Source organism: Oceanobacillus sp. M60 (assembly GCF_053839645.1).
The window spans coordinates 198,849-217,222 of sequence record NZ_JBSSNH010000003.1 but is presented as its reverse complement, the minus strand read 5'-3'; the positions used below and the strand labels follow the sequence as shown (position 1 = coordinate 217,222).

At 38.8% G+C, this 18,374-nt stretch carries 20 protein-coding genes; 6 read left to right on the top strand and 14 right to left on the bottom strand.

Features of this window, described 5'->3' with window-relative positions:
- Positions 1 to 456 precede the first annotated feature (456 nt).
- The 7 genes from ACW0TQ_RS08970 to ACW0TQ_RS08940 form a co-directional block, all read right to left on the bottom strand.
- On the bottom strand, positions 457 to 1,005 hold the full coding sequence (locus tag ACW0TQ_RS08970) for a DUF2812 domain-containing protein (RefSeq protein WP_052485004.1): 549 nt from the start codon (positions 1,003 to 1,005) through the stop codon (positions 457 to 459).
- The gene (locus ACW0TQ_RS08965) at positions 989 to 1,330 is read right to left on the bottom strand and encodes a PadR family transcriptional regulator (protein WP_042532730.1); all 342 of its coding nucleotides are present in this window, start codon (positions 1,328 to 1,330) and stop codon (positions 989 to 991) included. The genes ACW0TQ_RS08970 and ACW0TQ_RS08965 overlap by 17 nt, the downstream gene beginning before the upstream one ends.
- Before the next feature lie 194 nt (positions 1,331 to 1,524).
- Complete coding sequence (locus tag ACW0TQ_RS08960; protein WP_455725585.1) at positions 1,525 to 2,202, bottom strand: hypothetical protein; 678 nt, start codon at positions 2,200 to 2,202, stop codon at positions 1,525 to 1,527.
- 218 nt (positions 2,203 to 2,420) lie between these two features.
- Positions 2,421 to 3,137 carry an FAD-dependent oxidoreductase gene (locus ACW0TQ_RS08955; RefSeq protein WP_193063174.1) on the bottom strand — a complete coding sequence of 239 codons (717 nt, stop codon included), beginning with the start codon at positions 3,135 to 3,137 and terminating at the stop codon, positions 2,421 to 2,423.
- A 149-nt stretch (positions 3,138 to 3,286) separates the two neighbouring features.
- On the bottom strand, positions 3,287 to 4,228 hold the full coding sequence (locus tag ACW0TQ_RS08950) for an LCP family protein (RefSeq protein ID WP_455725584.1): 942 nt from the start codon (positions 4,226 to 4,228) through the stop codon (positions 3,287 to 3,289).
- Between the two features lie 24 nt (positions 4,229 to 4,252).
- Positions 4,253 to 4,882: a DUF1232 domain-containing protein gene (locus ACW0TQ_RS08945; protein ID WP_042532724.1), complete on the bottom strand. Its 630-nt coding sequence runs from the start codon at positions 4,880 to 4,882 to the stop codon at positions 4,253 to 4,255.
- Positions 4,883 to 5,156: 274 nt separating this feature from the next.
- Positions 5,157 to 5,618, bottom strand: coding sequence for a GNAT family N-acetyltransferase (locus ACW0TQ_RS08940; protein WP_455725583.1), 462 nt, complete (start codon positions 5,616 to 5,618; stop codon positions 5,157 to 5,159).
- Positions 5,619 to 5,798: 180 nt separating this feature from the next.
- On the opposite strand from ACW0TQ_RS08940, the gene ACW0TQ_RS08935 reads away from it, so the two are divergent.
- The 3 genes from ACW0TQ_RS08935 to ACW0TQ_RS08925 all read left to right on the top strand — a co-directional run bounded on the left by ACW0TQ_RS08935 (position 5,799) and on the right by ACW0TQ_RS08925 (position 8,312).
- Positions 5,799 to 6,311 carry a cupin domain-containing protein gene (locus tag ACW0TQ_RS08935; protein ID WP_042532722.1) on the top strand — a complete coding sequence of 171 codons (513 nt, stop codon included), beginning with the start codon at positions 5,799 to 5,801 and terminating at the stop codon, positions 6,309 to 6,311.
- Positions 6,312 to 6,666: 355 nt separating this feature from the next.
- A complete protein-coding gene (locus tag ACW0TQ_RS08930) occupies positions 6,667 to 7,131 on the top strand; it encodes a hypothetical protein (RefSeq protein WP_455725582.1) in 465 nt (154 codons plus the stop codon).
- A 20-nt stretch (positions 7,132 to 7,151) separates the two neighbouring features.
- Entirely contained in the window at positions 7,152 to 8,312 is a 1,161-nt protein-coding gene (locus ACW0TQ_RS08925) for a DUF418 domain-containing protein (RefSeq protein WP_042532718.1), read from the top strand.
- 185 nt (positions 8,313 to 8,497) lie between these two features.
- On the opposite strand, the gene ACW0TQ_RS08920 is transcribed toward ACW0TQ_RS08925, so the two are convergent.
- The 5 genes from ACW0TQ_RS08920 to ACW0TQ_RS08900 form a co-directional block, all read right to left on the bottom strand.
- Positions 8,498 to 10,471 carry a TRAP transporter permease gene (locus ACW0TQ_RS08920; RefSeq protein WP_042536086.1) on the bottom strand — a complete coding sequence of 658 codons (1,974 nt, stop codon included), beginning with the start codon at positions 10,469 to 10,471 and terminating at the stop codon, positions 8,498 to 8,500.
- Positions 10,472 to 10,506: 35 nt separating this feature from the next.
- Positions 10,507 to 10,980: a DUF1850 domain-containing protein gene (locus tag ACW0TQ_RS08915; protein WP_042536085.1), complete on the bottom strand. Its 474-nt coding sequence runs from the start codon at positions 10,978 to 10,980 to the stop codon at positions 10,507 to 10,509.
- On the bottom strand, positions 10,970 to 11,944 hold the full coding sequence (locus ACW0TQ_RS08910) for a TAXI family TRAP transporter solute-binding subunit (RefSeq protein ID WP_455725648.1): 975 nt from the start codon (positions 11,942 to 11,944) through the stop codon (positions 10,970 to 10,972). The genes ACW0TQ_RS08915 and ACW0TQ_RS08910 overlap by 11 nt, the downstream gene beginning before the upstream one ends.
- Positions 11,945 to 12,025: 81 nt before the next feature.
- A complete protein-coding gene (locus ACW0TQ_RS08905; protein ID WP_455725581.1) occupies positions 12,026 to 12,589 on the bottom strand; it encodes a hypothetical protein in 564 nt (187 codons plus the stop codon).
- A 171-nt stretch (positions 12,590 to 12,760) separates the two neighbouring features.
- Complete coding sequence (locus ACW0TQ_RS08900) at positions 12,761 to 13,609, bottom strand: helix-turn-helix domain-containing protein (protein ID WP_368901850.1); 849 nt, start codon at positions 13,607 to 13,609, stop codon at positions 12,761 to 12,763.
- Between the two features lie 244 nt (positions 13,610 to 13,853).
- Between ACW0TQ_RS08900 and ACW0TQ_RS08895 the strand changes: the two genes are divergently transcribed.
- The gene (locus ACW0TQ_RS08895) at positions 13,854 to 14,294 is read left to right on the top strand and encodes a cell wall hydrolase (RefSeq protein ID WP_368901839.1); all 441 of its coding nucleotides are present in this window, start codon (positions 13,854 to 13,856) and stop codon (positions 14,292 to 14,294) included.
- A 459-nt stretch (positions 14,295 to 14,753) separates the two neighbouring features.
- Here the strand turns inward: ACW0TQ_RS08895 and ACW0TQ_RS08890 are convergent, their stop codons facing one another.
- Both ACW0TQ_RS08890 and ACW0TQ_RS08885 read right to left on the bottom strand, forming a co-directional pair.
- Complete coding sequence (locus ACW0TQ_RS08890) at positions 14,754 to 15,110, bottom strand: MmcQ/YjbR family DNA-binding protein (protein WP_455725580.1); 357 nt, start codon at positions 15,108 to 15,110, stop codon at positions 14,754 to 14,756.
- A gap of 157 nt (positions 15,111 to 15,267) precedes the next feature.
- Entirely contained in the window at positions 15,268 to 16,134 is an 867-nt protein-coding gene (locus ACW0TQ_RS08885) for an aldo/keto reductase (protein ID WP_368901840.1), read from the bottom strand.
- Positions 16,135 to 16,550: 416 nt separating this feature from the next.
- Here ACW0TQ_RS08885 and ACW0TQ_RS08880 point away from each other — a divergent pair, with 416 nt between their 5' ends.
- Positions 16,551 to 17,168 (top strand): DUF47 domain-containing protein, encoded by a 618-nt coding sequence (locus ACW0TQ_RS08880; protein ID WP_193063169.1) that lies wholly within the window; start codon positions 16,551 to 16,553, stop codon positions 17,166 to 17,168.
- A 15-nt stretch (positions 17,169 to 17,183) separates the two neighbouring features.
- Entirely contained in the window at positions 17,184 to 18,182 is a 999-nt protein-coding gene (locus ACW0TQ_RS08875; RefSeq protein WP_455725579.1) for an inorganic phosphate transporter, read from the top strand.
- Positions 18,183 to 18,374 lie beyond the last annotated feature (192 nt).

Here is an 18,374-nt window from a genome sequence, read left to right as displayed (position 1 = left end):
TTGGTGAAATATCCGGCCTTTTTGGAATTGGTGATGGTGCTTAGCTCCGCTCCGGCCAACCACTCCGCTTTCCGACGTACAAATGTTTTCGATGGGGTGAGTAATCGCAACCCCATCGAAAACATTTGTTGCAACGTCTGCACTAGTACGTCCTGTACGTCGGAAAGCAAAATGGTCCGCCTCAGCGGTGCTTTACACTTCACCTTTTATTCTTTGTCAAGGGGTTATCGAAGGAACGATCACCCCCCTGTTTCTATAGAAATGAAGTTACTTTTTAATGTGCGGAAGTTGAGTTTATAATTTCCAGCGATTTAAGTTATAAGCGTTTAAAAAAGTGCCTAAGTCAAACTCTCAGGCACTTTTTATAAGAACATAAAGTCATTGATTTATCACTTTTTCCTACTAATAAAAAGACAATAATCCCTGACAAATAGGCGGTTTAAATCAATCCTATTTTTATTCTCTAAATTGTCGCTCTTCTGCCAGTTCTTTTTTTCGTTTATTTATTTGGATCAATCCATATAAGAACAAGCATAGAATTAAAACGAATATAACCGTTGTAATCATTGATAAAATATAAGGAGTAGAATTATTTATCATCAACACAGTTGAAAAAATTAAAATCGTTATAATCGAAATAAATCCAGCAAGAAGACGCTGAAACATCCTCTTTAAGTGTACAATCCTTGAATCCAAATCAGAAAAGATATTAAATTCTCCTAGTTCAGCGTTTTTACGAAAATAAATCCAGTTAGAAAACTCTCCAATTTTCTCCGCTCCGGTTTCTTCCATAAAATCAATGTAATCTTTGCGTTCTTTTTTCGTTAATTTTGGATCGAGTAATTCCAATCGATAAATGTATTTATTGGGAGTGCTTTTTATAAAACGATAATTGGGTACACTTACTTTTACCAACTCCCAACCATCTGAAGCCATTTCGTTTAACCATTGCTCTTCTTCGGCAAATTTCCAGACAGTGAAAAGCTTTTTAACTTTTTTCTCCATTGTCCTTTTCCTCCATTTCTACTATTTTCTTTCCGTTATTAATCAGCTCTTGCAGTCTTAACAGTTCCATCTCCACCATTTTCTTCCCTTGGGCGGTAATGAGATACTCTTTTTTTCGATTATTAACATTTTTAGGAAGAGCCTCAATCCAGCCCTTGTCTAACAGGTTATTCAAAGCACCATATAGCGTACCCGCTGCGAGAGTCACTCTTCCCGCTGACATCATTTCTACTTTTTGCATAATCCCGTAACCATGAAGCGGCTTATATAGAGAAAGCAGCGTGTAATAAACCGCTTCTGTTAAAGCTATCTGCTCATTCTGCATCTTATTATCTCCTCATCTTTTTATATTTGTTCACGTTATATCGACTGACGATATAATTTAGTATATCGTAACCCGATATAACTGTCAACGATATAAAAAACCTCGTTTGAAAGGTTCATCAATGCGACAAACCTTCCAAACGAGGTTTTTCAATTCCAAACATATTATTTTTTGAGAAGTTGTATAAAAACACCTTAGAATTTCCCAGCTCGATTGGACTGCTTCTCATTCAAATCGCGATAGAACCGCTCCTTACGAGAAGGGTAGCGTCCATTCCCCCGGCGTTCTCTGGATTTTTTCATTTGTGCCTGGATATACATCATCAGTGGCAGAACACCAAGTGCATATCTCCCATAACGCCCCACTTCAAAATCTGGTAAAACCGACTCAACCACAACAGGAAATACAGTAAATACCAAACCAATCATAGCAACTAAAATAATTTCAGCATGGAACCTTCTGCTGACACGCGTAACCTTCCGCCCCATCGCCAAAATAAACGAAATAATATATACAGCCACCAGGCAAAAGCCAGCATAAAGCATCGTAAAAAATGCTGCGTCTCTCGCATTATCACCAATCAAAAAGTTTATCGGCTCTCCTTGGTATAAGATTCCCTCTTCGCTTCCATTAAACGTAAAGAACACGATCACCATATAGCCGACCATAAAGAACATAAAGAAAGTTAGACCTAAAATAACAATACTCCACAGAATCAGAAAAAGTCTGCGAATAAAACGAAAGATAAGGCCGGAACCAGGTATTTTGCTAAAAACATAAACAATAAGTAAAAGAACCAAAAAGCCGCCAACTACAAATAGCGTAGAAAGAATTTCATCTGTAATCATCATCTGCTCCTTCATTTTTCTCATAGAGAGAAGTTGCTATTATCATATACAGACTTCGCGTTAGCTGGCAATAGGTTTTTCTAATCAATTCATCATCGTTATAATAAGCCCAGCCTTCCTTCATTTATCCTATCGTTACTTTGGAAATCACATGAAACACCCCTGAAAACAGATTAAAAATCTAATTTCAGAGGTGTTTTCTCTTTATTATTTCAAAGAAATTCATTCTAGAATATAACCTTTTAGTACCCTGCAAACTCCTCAGACCGGATATTATCTTCATTGACACCGGCATCTACAAGCATTTTCTGCATGGCTTCTACCATATCGCCGGGTCCGGATAAATAATATATCGGCTTATTAATATCGGAAACATACCGCTTAAGCAGCTCGGCATCGATATGCCCTCTTTCTCCGCTCCATTCATCCGCATCCGACCTTGTCATGACTGGGACAAAGGTGAAATGACGATTTCTTTTTTCCATATCTTCAAAATCAGATAAAAACGGTGCATCCTCCGGTGTTTTATTCGAATACAGCAATGTAAGGTCATGGTCTGTTTTCTGATTGGTAGCCTCTGCGATCATGCTTCGAATCGGGGTGATACCGATACCGCCAATGAGAAATACTGCCGGCGTTGATTCCGTTTTATGCAGGGTAAAGCTTCCGTTTGCTCCGTCAAATTCGACTTCACTGCCTTCGGGAAGGTCTTTTAATTCTCGTTTAAAAGCGGAATCTCTCAGCCGGGTTGTTGTAACTAATTCTTTTTCACTCGGTGCATAAACGAATGACAATGCTCTTTCCGTTCCTTTCTCATCTATCTCGCTTGGATTAATCAATTTAATATGGGTCAGCTGACCTGCTTTAAATTCAAATCCATCTGGCATTTCCCAATGAAAAGCCATTGTATCTTTTGCAACCAATTCTTTTTTCTTTAATTTGATTCTGCTGTTTGCCATTTCTATTCGCTCCTTTGTATAGAGTAATTCACTTACTCAGAAAGTTGCTGATTGTAAGTTATCATATGGACATATAGTAATTTTACCCTTATTTCTCTATTTACAAACAGGCTGGCGAATATAAGCTTAGAAATCAGTAGTACAAATTTTTATTCCCTATCTGCTGATAAAAATTCTTCAAGAGCTTGTTTATTTTGTTCTGCATCGATTTCTAACACAGCTCCAACGTCGGTCCGGACGTTTTGATAGGAATTATCTACAGGAATTCTTAATGTTTCCATCGGGTGTTCACTGCCGCTAATCAGTCCTTTTCCTATTGTAAGAATGGTTTTACTATCTACATTCGTATCAATGTATGGATCAGCAACGCCTAAAAGCTTTGGCAATTTCATCAGACCGTGGATACTTACCGCTTCATCTTTCAGCTTGCCTATTATTTCCTGCTGCCGCTGCACTCTTCCGTAGTCTCCATCTGCATCCTTCCGAAAGCGCACATAGCCAAGCAGTTCGTTTCCATGTAAGACTTGTCGCCCTGGTTCAAGTGTCATTCCGATATCCTCTGACATTTGATGCGGGATATCCACTTCAATACCATCAGGAGCGATAATATCTGCGATTTTGGAAAAGCCTTCGAAATCGACCACTGCATAATAGTGTAAATCGATATCAAAAGTTTGCTTCAGCGTTTGTCTGAGCAGTTCGGGACCATCAAATGCAAATGCAGCATTAATCTTCTGCATGCCATATCCAGGTATCTCTACGTATGTATCACGCATAATGGAAGCTAGTTTTATATCATGGGTTTCCTGATTATAGTTGGCAATCATAATTGTATCCGAGAGCCCGCGCTCTTCTCCACGGGTATCACTGCCTATCATTAAAACATTTATTTCTCCAAATTGCGGTTCTGATCCTTCAAATGGAATAAAGGTTGTACCATCGTCCTTGTATTGACCTTCACTTGCTTCGGATAATCCTTGATAATATTGCGTAATGATATAGGCTCCTGCCGCAATGATGCAGACGAAAACAAGTAACAGAACACGCCGTATCCATTTCCGCTTTCCAGATTTTCTTTCACGTCTTTTCATATTGAATGCTCCTTGTATATTCTTTTAGTTAGAAAGTTTTTTTAAAGCAATTTGTACTGCGATAGCATCATCCATATATCCAATAGGGAAAATATAATCAGGAACTACATCGAACGGTGTAATAAAATATAATAATACACCTCCCATGACAGCTAAAGTAAAGGGATCCCTCTTATATTGTGCAAATTGTGCATAAAAATCCTTGAGTTGATTAATAAATGGACCAATGCTGCCTACTTCATCAAGCTTTTTCTTAAACTGATTATGAATAATTTGTTTTCCTTCCTCTGTTTGGGCATTTTGTTCATACCTGTCTAATTGCTGCTCAACGGCAGTTGTACTTAAATGATTATTGTAAAGATCCGATGCCTTTAGTATTTGCTGAATTTCTTCTATGGATGTATGCATATCTGAAATCTCACGCGCTTCATCAGCGTGTATGGAATAACCGGCAGCGTGCAGAAGTTCTATAAGCGGTATATCAAAACAAGAAGCAAACTTTTTTAAGTGCTGGATGTTTGCTTTTCGTTTTCCATTGATAATACGTGAAATGGTCCCTTTATCAATACCGGTCTGCTCACTGCATTTTCTTACCGTCATTGATTTAGCATGTAATAGCATTTTTAATTTATTACCAAAATTATCTGCAGACATATATGCTATCCCTTCATTTATAGTGATGTTTGATGGTTAGCGTCACTTGAGTTAAGACAATTACAAAAGTATCAGTGACGGTGTATCGTTTAAAATATCGCCAGTCAGATAAGCTAATAATCTATTAAACAATATATCCAAACGTTGACAAAATGTCAACAACCAAATAAACACTACAGCCCTTTAAACTTCGGGAAGATATTTATGCCGTCGATAAAAAATAAGGTGCAATCCTTGTTATAACAGAATTGCACCTTATTTTACTCTGTGTTGATTACTTTTCCATTTTAAAAATTAATTTCATTCCTTCATGGCTTGCAGAAAAACCTAATCTTTCGTAAAAACGATGCGCATCATTGCGCTGTTTATCTGTTGTCAGCTGCACTAGCCCGCATTTTTCCGCTTTTGCGATAGCAATCGCTTCTTTAAACAAAGCTTCCCCTACCCTTTTTCCGCGATACTTCTTATCCACCCGCACGCCCTCAATTTGCGCCCGCTTCATCCCTAATCTTGCTAATCCAGGAATAATGGTCAATTGAATACAGCCGATAACCTCCTCTTCTTCCAAAGCTAAAATAACCTGATTTCCGATTTGAGCCTCTATTGCATCAAAAGCTTGATCATATTCCTCAGGCAAAGGATCTTCATACCTTTCACGTCCGGAACCTAATTCATCGTCAGCTAATAAGCGGACGATGGCAGGTAAGTCTTCTTTTTGAGCTTTTCGAAAATGCATTTGACTGTCTCCTTTCATGCAGCAGCTTCCTCATTTTAATTTGTAATACCCTTCCACCAAGCTTGTTCTTCTTTTCCATGTATCTATTATTATAGAAGAAATTATTTTACATTCACATGTTTTATTTCTTCGTTGCAGGGAAAGAAAGCAACAAAAGCTTTTTGAAGGAGGGGAAGAATCATGAAACATCCGGAAGATGTGGAGATAAAATTCTTGCAATTCAAAGATGACGGCTCAATTCCAAACAATCCGACCTATCCGCTGCTTTTATACAGAGATGTAATAACTTCAACGGACGATGTAAAAGCAATTTTAACAAAAAATAACTGGCTGGGCGCATGGCGTGGAGGTGTTGCTTCTTTTCATCATTATCATAGTAATACACATGAAGTTCTTGCCGTAGTCAGCGGATCCGCTCAGCTTCAGCTTGGCGGGGAACAGGGAGAACAGATACAGGTTGAACAAGGCGATACAGCCATTCTTCCAGCCGGGGTTGGTCACAAACTGCTGGAAGGCAGTACAGATTTTGCTGTAATTGGCGCCTATCCGAATGGGAAAAGTTATGATTTTTGTTATGGAAAGGCTGAAGAGCGCCCCGAAAACTTGGCGAATATCAAGAACGTTCCATTACCTGATACCGATCCATTGTTTGGCGAACGTGGTCTCCTGTTTTCATATTGGGCGGATGAATAAAGCAGATGCTTCATCGTGTTTTAAAAAGCATTCTACGAATAAAATACAGAATATTTCCCTCACAAAGAAACCATGTTGATGACAGCCTTATCAAATGGTTTCTTTTTGTTAATGAAAAGATGATAACCAATACAAAATATAAAGCCAGCAACCTCTCTTCTACATACGCTTAAATTGACCTGCCTATTCCCTGAAATCCATCCTGCTGCCTCTTGAAGGCAGGATTTTTTGTCAGCTAATAGATTGATAGCTTACTTGACAAAGAAAGTCCTAAATGATAAATTTTGATTAAACAACCAAAAATATAATCAATCAACCAAATTACATGTTGATTACTTAATAAAGGAGTTTAAAAATGGACAATAAAACTGATGAATTTCATCATCTCCCCCGCTGGTTCCAGCGTATCATACCGTTGCTAAGTATTATTTTATCGATACTTTCATTTTCCTATGTGATGCACCTATACAGTTTAGAATCCTTGGTATTCGCCCAATGGATTCGTTTCATTATCTTTTCTCTTATAAGTGTGGTATTTATACTGGCTGCTATTATTTATTTTTTTAATGGAGCATTGGCTTGGAAATGGTTTATTAGCGGTTTTGGTCTGCTGCCAATCTTGCTTTTACTGCAGCTTATTATATTTCTGCTGACGATAGTCAGAACAGCTGTCGATGCAATCTTTCAAGGAAGCCTTCCTGAACCGGTCCGCACGTTTATTGACAATTATCCAAGCAAATTTGATGTTGTTATATTAGCTGTGCTTTTTATAGCTGGAGTGATATGGATGATTAATAAGCTAAGGAATAAAAAAGGCTGAAGAAATGAGGAGGAGGATTCATGGCTGATTTAGAAACAACTCAAACAAAGCGTGCACTTTCTTTGGATCTTGCACGAGGCTTCATGCTTTTTCTGATAATCCTTTCACATATCCCATTGTTTTTATATACCATCGAACCAGGCGTCATCACCAAAGTTTCCGGCAGTACAGCATTCGATCATTTCTTAAATTTTCTAATGGAAATCACCGTGGATAATCGGGCACGTCCATTATTTGCTATCCTGTTCGGCTATGGTCTCGTCATGATTTACCGTAAGCAATCAGAAAGAAAAGGTACAGCAGAAGCAAAGCGATTGATTAAGAGACGCTGCTGGTATTTGATATTATTTGGCGCTATCCTCGCCGGGGTTGCAGGCGGTCAGGATATCTTGATGACCTATGGTATTGCAGGTCTTTTGTTAGTCTCCTGCTTGAAAAAGGATAACAAAAAGATTAAAAAATATGTGCTTATCTCTACGGTTATCTGTATCATATACATTCCATTGTTTTGGGGTGGTGTCCTGACAGAAAACCAGTCGTACGGATTACCGGTAGAGCTAACTGGTCAGGAAACATATGCAGGTACGATACTGGAGCGTCTGGTTTCTATCCCGATTATTCCATTATTTACGCATATTACCTTCCCTGTTATCCCTTCCGTCCTAATTGGAATGTGGCTGGGGAATATAAATATATTAATTAAACCGCAGCATCATCTTAAGCTGTTAAAACAATTAAGCGTCATCGGGGTTACCATTTCACTTGCCGGCGCCATCCCGCTTGTGCTGATTAACGATGTTTGGTTTCCAAGTCTTTTCACCGCCGGGATTGTATATGGCATCCATATTCTCACTGGTTTTGCCGGCGGCTTAAGTTATGCAGCACTGTTTGGATGGTTAGGAGCCCGCATGAAACAGCGTGGCGGCCTCGTAAAAGCAATTGCTGCAATGGGCAAACGTTCCTTAACATTTTTCGTGCTGCACGAGGTTTTAATAGTGATCCTGTTGTCCCCCATTGCTTTTAATCTAGGGGCATCCTTAACTGTCACCACGTCGTTATTGATCGGTACCGTGATGTGGATGGTTACGCTGTCGATTGCGTATTGGATGGAACGTCGTCAAATAGCCGGGCCTTTAGAAAATTATCTGCGGTATTTAATTTATAATAAGCAGCGATCTTAAAGAAGAAGGCTAGAGAGGTTTCTGCTCCAGCCTTCTTCTTTCTTTGGCAGTTAAGTAAGTATAAACTTTCTTACTGCATAAGTGTAACTATGGTTGTCACCTAAAGGCTTGGTGCCAACCAAGTTTTCTAATATTCCACAAGCAGCAAGAACTGCATCACGACTCCTTCTAATCTTATTTGTTCCTTAAGAAACAGCTGCCGGCGTTTCTTTTTTACTCTTAATATAGTTTAAAACAAAAATCAAAATAATAATGGGGTATCCAATGATATCCGTCATGAACTCTGGTACGATCAAAAGCAACGAACTAATCCCAAGCACCAGCCTGGTTAAGACATTTAGATTCGTATGAATAAATCCTTCAACGGCAGCGCTGATAGCTACTACTGCTATGGCAGAGCTTACAGCAACCATTATAATTTGAGGGATCGCTGCAAAAGGAAACTCTGTGGCATTCGCAGGCAAGCCCGATGGATCAATCAAAAGCATGGCCGGTTCATAAACAAATATGAATGGGACGATGAATCCCGCTATGGCTAACCTCAGCGATATAAAGCCTGTTTTCATCGGGCTCCCGCCTGCCAGACCGGATGCCGCAAAAGAAGCCAACGCAACGGGCGGCGTGATGTTGGCAAAGATACCAAAATAGAATACAAACAAATGTGCAATAAGAACCGGAATACCGAACTCCGCCAAAGCAGGCGCAGCCATGGTAGCCGTAATAATATAGGCTGGAATGGACGGCAGACCCATCCCTAAAACAATCGACGCAAGCATCGTCAGGAGTAACGTGAACATCAATGAACCGGCACCAAGACTCGTTATAGCCGAAGATAATGTGGCCCCAAAACCAGTTAAGTTAACTACTCCGATAACGATGCCGACGACCCCGCAGGCAACGATTGTCGATAACGCTTGTCTGGTCCCGGTTTCCAATGCCTGCAGAATATCTTTGAAATGCATTCTTGTATGTTTTCTAAACCAGGATACAACAACGGTAATCATGATGGTGTAAAAGGCCGCATAAGAAACAGGCACATTAGCAAATAGCATCATAATCAAACTGATGAGCGGTATCAATAAATGCCAGCCTTCCTTCAACACCTTCTTTACCTGAGGAAGATCCGCTTTCGGCAAGCCTCTTAGATTTGCACGTCCGGCGCGGTAATGAACCTGCATGATACTGCTTAAAAAAAATAAAAATGCGGGGATAATTGCGGAAAGAGCGATTGTTCCATATGATATTCCTGTGGTTTCTGCCATAATAAATGCGCTCGCTCCCATAATAGGAGGTAAAATTTGGCCGCCGATCGAGGAGCTGGCTTCTACAGCACCTGCGAAATTTTTATCATAGCCTATTCGTTTCATTAAAGGAATTGTAAAGGCACCAGTGCTTACAACGTTTCCAACGGCTGAGCCGTTGACTGATCCCATAAAAGCACTTGAAATAACAGCTACCTTTGCCGGTCCGCCCTGCTTATGACCAGCAAGTGCCAGAGCCAAATCATTAAAAAATTTCCCCATTCCGGATTTCGCTAAAAAAGCGCCAAACAAAATGAATAAGAAAATGAATTGCACAGACGCACCGATTGCCGTAGAAAATAGCCCTTCAGTTTTTGTGTATAATTGCCCGAAAATATCCGCTAAATCAAAAGGCCTTGTTAATAGCATTCTCGGCAGCCAATCCTGATGGCTAAAGAAAGGGTAGGCTAGAAATAGCAGAGCCAATATAGGTAAAACCCAGCCGGTAACCCGCCGTGCAGCTTCAAACACTAAAACAACTGTCAGTATCGCCATCAAAATATCGGCAGTGTTCGCAACGCCGCCGCGTACCGTTACAATATCCTGATAGACGGTAAACAAATAAATACAGGAAGCGATTGTTAATCCAAAAAGCATCCAATCGTAAAAAGGAATTTTCCTGCGGTCTTGGGCTTTAAATGTTGGGTAAAGCAGAAAGACCATTCCTAAGCCAAACATTAAATGAAAATTACGCTGCAGGAGCGTGGGGAGCGGGTTAAATGTAATATACAAATGAAATATTGCATAGCTGATCGCCAGAATGCTGAAAAACCAGACAATCGACTTATTGTTCCATTTCCGTACATTGGATTCCAAATCATATTTTTCGAGTACCTTCTTTACCTTGTCCTGTGACATCTCAGAATCTGCGGCAGCGTGCAGCTTATCATTTTTCAAAAATAATCACCCCTTATGTATTCCCAGACAGGTAATTTTCGTGTTGTAATCATGACATTTTCATATTGGTCAAAATGGTGGTATAAAGGTATTTCACGATCACCAATAAACAGCGTAGTTTGTACAAATTCAGAAATGGTTACATTTAAATCCTCATAATCTATATCAAGCTCCATTTGAATAAATCCATTTTCTGTCATTGTTTTCTTGGCTTGAAAGGGAGTTCCGGCACCAAATGTTTTAAAAAACGTATCGCTTAAAATGATTTTCTCATCTTTCCTCTGATATCTTTCAAACCATTCCTCTTTTTCAATCGAATGAATCCATCCTAAAACAAACGCTTCCTCTTTGATAAAAAAAGAAGTATCCTCTCCCGCTACTTCGATGACAGGAATACGATAGAAAAGAGGAAAAAGGAGCAAGATAAGCAACGAGCTCCCTATCCAAATTCTTTTTTTCTTATTGCTCATTAAAATATTTTTCAGCTCCCGGGTGTAACGGCGCAATAAGCCCCTCCTGAGCATTTTCTATTGAAATATCCTCTGCTGCTTGATGGGAATTACTTAAGGTATCCAGGCTTTCAAAGAATGTTTTCGTTAATTTATACACATCCTCCTCGCTAAAATCACTGCGCACAACCAGTGCATTGGGTACAGCTGCAGTTGGAACAGCCTCCTCGTTACCATACGTGCCAGCCGGAATTTCAAAGTCTATAAAGTAGGGATGTTCCTCTGCGATTTCTGTAATATTATCTGCATCGATGGTTACTAAATTAATATCCGTCGTTTCCGATAATTCTAATAAAGAAGCATTAGGCAAACCGCTTGTTAAAAAAGCCGCATCAATCCGCCCTGAAGATAAGCCATCCGCTGCCTCAGCATAGCCAAGGTAATCTGCCTGCAAATCGTCATAAGAAATGTCGTGTCCCTCCAATAACGCATGGGCATTCAGTTCTACTCCCGATCCCTGATCACCGACAGCAACGCGTTTTCCAGCTAAATCTTCTATTGTTTCAATCCCAGCATCTGCCCTGGCAACAATCTGAACCACATTCGGATATAAATTCGCAATCTGGGAAATACCCTCTAAGGGTTCTGAGAAGCTCGCTTCCCCATTTAACGCCTGACTCAACGCATCACTCATCACAAAAGCCATTTCCACTTTTTCCTCTGCCATCAGGTTTAAATTCTCAGCCGATGCTCCAGTTGTCTGTGTTCTTGAGTTTACATCGTACGTATTCGTGTAAATATCCGCTAAGGTAGTCGCTATAATATTGTAAGGACCAGACGCTCCGCCTGTAGCAATCGTTACGATATTGCTGTCCAAGCTCTCGCTCTCACTTTCTTCATCATCTCCATTGCTTCCACAAGCCGCAAGCAGCAGCCCAGCTAGTACAATAAATGAGATTAATAACCCCAGCTTCTTATGTTTCATCATTTTCTCCCCCTTTTCCCCTGCTCTCTTACATTTATAATCCTCCCATTTTTAAAATAGAACTTTTCTCAGGTATATTGACTATTTATTTTTGTCATGTAAAAACAAAGAGGGCTCTCTATCAAGAGGAAGCCGCCTTTGTTGATTTATGAATTTTTTTTGTCTATTTTTATTGAATTCATATTTCATGCTAAAAAATGTTAATGCTGCATTCACAAGTATATTCAAAAGTACTAACAAGATCGGTAAGTCGATATTTGGTGCAAAAATGGTATGAGCCAATGTAATAATCACTCCACTAAGAATGAAATAAGAACTGACCCCAAACACTTGAAAAATGAAGTTTTTACTCTTAACGGTATATATCCCCAAAGGAATCAATAAAACAATACTTAGATAAGAGCTTATCGCCAGCCAGCTCACTGCCTCAATGGAATGATTCGCGAGCAAGGAAGGCCATATATTTAGCAGCGTTTTTAATCCAAATATATAGAAGCTCATATAAAATAACAGCCCTGCTATGTTCAGAAAAATACGTTCCATCAGTAGATACCAAAAGCTATGTCTCTCATGTTTGGTTTCATATATAAGTTCATAAATAACCCCCAATAATAATCCTCCTGCTATGACATATAATTGCACCATTGGCAGGTTCCCTTTAAACATTTCGAGAAAGAATTTGGCAACCTCTATGAGCTCACCCAACATTGGATTCACCTCCCGCTTTTGTTATAGCTAAGCAGCCTCCCTTGATATATTGAGATTCCGTTTGCTTACTAACTCTTATACGAAAGCTAAATGAAATCAGCGCTTCCATTATATTTCTTCTTCAAATGATAAATTTACTGGTTCGTCCTGCAGTTCACCCTGTATCTCCAGATTCGTTGTGGGCGTATTTTCATCTACTTCTTCAAATGTAAATTGATCTGACCATACCGTTCCCTGACCGGCTAAATTGATGCCAAACGAAATAACCGCACTTTTTTCCGGTACATCTAACACAATCGAATAACGATTCCAGTTTGTCGTCCCTTTAATAGGGCGATTACTCATATTATCAAATTGAACGACATCCTCCGTCGTGTCATCTACCCGCATCCACATCCCAGCGTAGGTTTCTACATCTTTCGTGCGGATAAAACTCGACAACCGAATGCGTTTTCCTATAAAACGGTCTGCTTTAAATGCCTGCATCATCGTGGCGAAATGCGTTGAATCGAGTACGGTCTTGGATGTTAAGTAACCAGAAGCTTTGCCTTGGTGAACAATTTCATGATCCACACCCATTTCATAACTAAACGGATCTGACCCGCTCAAAAACCAGCCCTTTATTTTTGTTTCCATGTACGATTCCTCCTTGTTTTTTATCACATCAGACATCAGCCTGCGATATTGGCCAGGGGGCAACTTATATATTTTTTTAAAAGCTCTTGTAAAGGATTCTTGTGATTCAAATTGATAGTAAAATGCAATATCCAAAATTCGTTCCTTTGAGTAGAGTAAAGCAGCAGAGGCATTTGCCAGCCTGCGCATCCGAATATACTCCGTAATCGTCATACCTGCCGATTTTTGAAATATGCGGTGGAAGTGGAATTTCGAAAAATTGGATTGCCGCGCGATGTCTTCTATTGTAAGCGGCTCGTGCAGATGCTCCTCGATATACATAATGGATTTTTTTACAACGAATTCATAGTTATTCAACGTAAGCTCCCCTCCTTATCTAAATATAGAATATCAAAATCCACGATTTGCTTTTTGATATATTTTGCGGTGTGCTTGTTTTCCTTCTTTCTAATTACTTTCACTCGTATAGCAGATGTTTTTCCACCTGTATTCATGTACTTCAAAATTATAGCTGACATGGTCATGAATGCAGCCTTTCCTTCATATTATATCTAGAGGTGAGATAATGGGAAGAATAGCTTACCGAGAAGCAGATGTTGACGTAATGGCGAGGATGATGAGAGCAGAAGCGGAAGGCGAAGGAAAACAAGGCATGCTGTATGTTGGAAATGTCATTGTGAATCGCGTTGCAGCAGATTGCAGTGATTTTGTTGACTTGCGAACTGTTGACGATGTCATTTTCCATGTTCAAGGAGGAAATTATTCATTTGAAGCCGTTCAAAAAGGAAATATGTTTTATCAAAGAGCAAGAGATTTTGAAAAAAGATTAGCAAGACAGAATCTGGATTTTTGGAGGGAACACCCGGCGAAGTATGCTCTTTGGTACTTTAATCCGTATGCCCCATGCCCTCCAACATGGTATGATCAGCCTTTTTCCGGTCAATTTATGCAGCATTGCTTTTATGAACCGGCGCCTGGAACCTGTGACAGTGTTTATATGGGATGATGCGTTTTCTTTTGGATACCTTTTGTAATGCAGATGAGAGAAATGATTTTTCACAATCAGGTTATTAGAACCTAGCCAATGAAAAATGGCTCTATTAAATGAATTATGATGTATGAGAAAAAGGGACTGTTGCACAATGGTTACTTCATTGTGCAACAGTCCCTTTTTTAAAGAATTAAAATTTTTAATAGTACCTATTCAAAAAGCAGGATAAAAAGGATCTAGAATTTCGAGGTGACGCAGCTTTGAATACTAAAGTATACATAAATGGTAAATGAGAAACGAAAAAGCAAGTCAACGGACTTCCACAGGAGGCGGTAACTTCTACGTTGCCCGCATGGTGTGGGCGTTCTTAGCAGAAGATTCTCTTTCTTAAGTGTCATTTTCACCGGACTTTTTAAACATCCTCCAATACCAACTCTAGTCGTGTATTAATTGTAAAGTGACTAAAAGTATTATTTAGGTAGTTAATTCATAGCTTTCTGCAATCAAATCTCGGATATCGTCTAAATCCTTTGTATAATCTAGAACAATGCTGACCCAATTATTTTTATCCATGTGATAAGCAGGATATATATTTTCATTTTTTCTTAATGAACCTATAAATTCTTTTCTGGCTTTTACATTTAATACATCAATTTTTCTATCGTTTTTTATTCCTAACTTATCTTCTGTGATATCCATAATTAAGCCAAACCATTTTTCATTATTTTTATGCCTTAAAGCTGCAAAATTTAGAGATTTTTCCCAGGGATAATCCGGTTTTACATCACATCTTTCTTTAACATATTCAAAAATATCTTTTCTTTTTAACATTGATAATCCCCCTATACGCTGGTTTATCTACTTATTTATGGATTGCTTTATCCAATAATTTGTTCCCTTTTCCGGGTAACATCAAACCTGCATAAGCGTTATCAATAAATTTACGATTTGAATAAGAAAAGCTATTTAAGTGAGGAGCTATATTCTTTTATTTCAATTTCCCGCCAAACACAGGCATGTCACTCGCATCCCCATAATCTTTAATGCGCTCGACATTTTTCAAGAATTCCATATCCTCATCAGAAATGGTAAAGTCTACATCGGCATTATTTTTCATATGCTCCGGGTTAGCTGTTTTAGGCAATGGCAGCAAGCCAAGCTGTAACGTATAGCGGATACTTAATTGCGGAATGGAAACATCATATTTTTCAGCAATAGCTGCAACTTCCTCATTTTTAAATAATTCTCCATGGGCAATTGGTGAATATGCCTCGACAAGTATGCCTTGTTCCTGCGTATAAGCAATCAAATCAAATGGTGTATTGCTGATATGGGCTAAAATCTGGTTAACCATTGGTTTGACATTGCAATGATAAAGAATATTATCCAAATCCTCTTTTTGAAAATTAGATACCCCGATGGCACGAAGTTTTCCTGCTTCATATGCTTCTTCAAGAGCACGCCAAGCTTCGCGATTCCCTTCAAAGAAACGCTCTTCTCCGTCAAACTCCATCCATGGCTGCGGACTATGGATAATCATCATGTCAATATAATCAAGATTTAACTTCTCCAGGGATTGGTTAATCGATGAAACAGCTTCTTCATAGGATTTTACTTCTGCAGCAAGTTTTGTGGTAATAAATAAATCTTCTCGATTCACACCACAATTTATAATTCCTTGACTGATGCCACTTTCATTTCCATATGCCTGAGCCGTATCAATATGGCGATAACCAAGTTTCACAGCCTCTATCACTGCCTGAGCGGCATCATCATTATCAATAAACCACGTTCCAAGACCTATTTTAGGAATTTCAATCTTATTTGACAGCTGATACGTTTCATTTAAAATCATTTGAACATCTCCTCGTATTTATAAAACGAATAGACTTTATTTTATAGCTTACCCGCTTTGAAAATGATTATAGTACCTATAGTTAACTATAGGTCAATCGTTTTTTATTATAATTGGATAAAACCTGTCTTTACATATCCTTCGTTCAGCACTTCCCGGAATAGAAATACATTGTTATTTCCTCTCCTCATCTATCCTCCAAGGATAATAGCAGAAAATTGTGGAAATTAATTATGAAAAATATTTGGATATTCTTTAACAGAAAGCTACAAAATATCAAATGAAAGTGTATAATGTACTTCGTGACGAAAATGGACAAAATCGGACAGTTATTTTTTATTTTCTATAAATCACTGGTAAAATATATGGGAAACAAGGATACGAAGTTTCTTTTTGTTTAATGGAGGTTAAGAAATATGTTCAAGAAAAAACCAGATAAATTTTCCCTTTATCTCGTTGATTTTGCAAAGCATTTACATGAAACGGCAGATTATTTTGTTCATTTCAAGGTAAAAGACTCGGAGACATTGAAACAATTTTCCGATACGATAAAAAAACATGAATCCGTCGCGGATGATAAGGTTCATGAAATTATTAAAGAGTTAAATCAGGCTTTTATTACGCCGATTGAGCGTGAGGATATTCTTCAGCTTGTTAATAATCTGGATGACATTATGGATGGGATTGAAGAGTTCTCCTCCAGAATGGATATTTATCATATTTTATCTTCAGATGATTATATTGATCAATTTACAAATTATATATTGAAATGCGCCGAAGAAATTTTGACGTCCATGGAATTGATTGCTAACTATCAATTAAAAGATGTAGAAGGGCATGCCATACGGATCAAAGAATATGAAAGTAACTGCGACGAGTTATACCGTGAATCCTTAAGGAACTTATTCCAAACCGAAAAGGATGCTATTAAAGTCATTCAGTATAAAGAAATTTATGAGATTCTGGAAGAGATTGCTGACTACTGTCAAAATGCAGCAAGTACACTTCAAAGTATCATCATGAAAAACGCGTAAAAGAGTGGTTAAAAAATGGATTTTCTTACTGTAATTATCGTATTGATTGTAATTTTTGCTCTTCTCTTCGACTTTATAAACGGGTTTCATGATACAGCAAACGCCATTGCAACATCGGTATCAACAAAAGCCTTGACACCCAGAAGAGCAATTATATTGGCCGCTGTAATGAATTTTGTCGGAGCATTAACCTTTACCGGTGTTGCTCAAACGATTACGAGCGGCATTACGGACCCATTTGAATTGGATAATGGGTTAGTCGTTATTTTAGCTGCTTTGATTGCGGCAATCATCTGGAATCTGGTGACATGGTATGCAGGAATCCCGAGCAGCTCCTCTCACGCAATTATCGGAGCTATTACGGGAGCAGTTATTGTATCTGCAGGAGTTCATGCCATCCATTTTCAAGGATTTCTCTCGATTCTTGAAGGGCTGCTCTCCTCGCCAGTGATTGCCTTTATCATCGGATATATTATATACAGTATTATTAAAGTTATTTTTAAAAACAGCAATTTAGCAAAAACCAATAAACGATTTCGGCTCGTACAAATTTTAACAGCATCGGTACAATCCTTTGCCCATGGTACGAATGACGCTCAAAAATCAATGGGGATTATTACGATGGCATTAATTGTCGGCGGCATGCATCCAACGACAGATATCCCCTTTTGGGTACAAGCTTCATGTGCTACAGCAATGGCGCTTGGAACTTCTGTCGGCGGATGGCGAATTATTAAAACAGTTGGCGGAAAAATTATGAAAATCCGTCCGGTAAATGGGGTTGCAGCTGACCTTACTGGTGCTGGTGTCATCTTTGGAGCAACACTCATTCATTTACCTGTAAGTACCACCCATGTTATTTCATCCGGTATCCTCGGGGTTGGAGCCTCGCATCGGCCGAAGGGAGTTAATTGGGGAGTAGCCAAACGGATGGTTGTCACCTGGGTGATTACATTGCCAATAACCGCTGTGCTTGGCGGGGCTATTTATTATATTTTAGATTTGTTTATTTAAAAATGGTTTAGCTGCTGTTACAACAAATCATGAAAAGCTTGGTATCTCTGCTGTAGGTTTAGCAGAAAGTCTTTATACACTTAGATAATCTGGTCTTTCCTTAATTAGGGAAGGCCTTTTTTATTGTTGATGTTGGTATGTTTTAATTAACAACAAGGTGAATGCATGTTTCAATGGATTCATCTTATGTCG

Coding starts and splice junctions, on each gene's coding strand:
- ACW0TQ_RS08970 (WP_052485004.1), bottom strand. CDS start 1,005: ATGGAGAAAAAAGTTAAAAAGCTTTTCACTGTCTGGAAATTTGCCGAA.
- ACW0TQ_RS08875 (WP_455725579.1), top strand. CDS start 17,184: ATGGATTTTCTTACTGTAATTATCGTATTGATTGTAATTTTTGCTCTT.
- ACW0TQ_RS08945 (WP_042532724.1), bottom strand. CDS start 4,882: ATGTCTGCAGATAATTTTGGTAATAAATTAAAAATGCTATTACATGCT.
- ACW0TQ_RS08930 (WP_455725582.1), top strand. CDS start 6,667: ATGGACAATAAAACTGATGAATTTCATCATCTCCCCCGCTGGTTCCAG.
- ACW0TQ_RS08885 (WP_368901840.1), bottom strand. CDS start 16,134: ATGATTTTAAATGAAACGTATCAGCTGTCAAATAAGATTGAAATTCCT.
- ACW0TQ_RS08935 (WP_042532722.1), top strand. CDS start 5,799: ATGAAACATCCGGAAGATGTGGAGATAAAATTCTTGCAATTCAAAGAT.
- ACW0TQ_RS08950 (WP_455725584.1), bottom strand. CDS start 4,228: ATGAAAAGACGTGAAAGAAAATCTGGAAAGCGGAAATGGATACGGCGT.
- ACW0TQ_RS08925 (WP_042532718.1), top strand. CDS start 7,152: ATGGCTGATTTAGAAACAACTCAAACAAAGCGTGCACTTTCTTTGGAT.
- ACW0TQ_RS08940 (WP_455725583.1), bottom strand. CDS start 5,618: ATGCATTTTCGAAAAGCTCAAAAAGAAGACTTACCTGCCATCGTCCGC.
- ACW0TQ_RS08965 (WP_042532730.1), bottom strand. CDS start 1,330: ATGCAGAATGAGCAGATAGCTTTAACAGAAGCGGTTTATTACACGCTG.
- ACW0TQ_RS08960 (WP_455725585.1), bottom strand. CDS start 2,202: ATGAGAAAAATGAAGGAGCAGATGATGATTACAGATGAAATTCTTTCT.
- ACW0TQ_RS08895 (WP_368901839.1), top strand. CDS start 13,854: ATGGGAAGAATAGCTTACCGAGAAGCAGATGTTGACGTAATGGCGAGG.
- ACW0TQ_RS08900 (WP_368901850.1), bottom strand. CDS start 13,609: ATGTATATCGAGGAGCATCTGCACGAGCCGCTTACAATAGAAGACATC.
- ACW0TQ_RS08955 (WP_193063174.1), bottom strand. CDS start 3,137: ATGGCAAACAGCAGAATCAAATTAAAGAAAAAAGAATTGGTTGCAAAA.
- ACW0TQ_RS08880 (WP_193063169.1), top strand. CDS start 16,551: ATGTTCAAGAAAAAACCAGATAAATTTTCCCTTTATCTCGTTGATTTT.
- ACW0TQ_RS08915 (WP_042536085.1), bottom strand. CDS start 10,980: ATGAGCAATAAGAAAAAAAGAATTTGGATAGGGAGCTCGTTGCTTATC.
- ACW0TQ_RS08920 (WP_042536086.1), bottom strand. CDS start 10,471: ATGTCACAGGACAAGGTAAAGAAGGTACTCGAAAAATATGATTTGGAA.
- ACW0TQ_RS08890 (WP_455725580.1), bottom strand. CDS start 15,110: ATGTTAAAAAGAAAAGATATTTTTGAATATGTTAAAGAAAGATGTGAT.
- ACW0TQ_RS08910 (WP_455725648.1), bottom strand. CDS start 11,944: ATGAAACATAAGAAGCTGGGGTTATTAATCTCATTTATTGTACTAGCT.
- ACW0TQ_RS08905 (WP_455725581.1), bottom strand. CDS start 12,589: ATGGTGCAATTATATGTCATAGCAGGAGGATTATTATTGGGGGTTATT.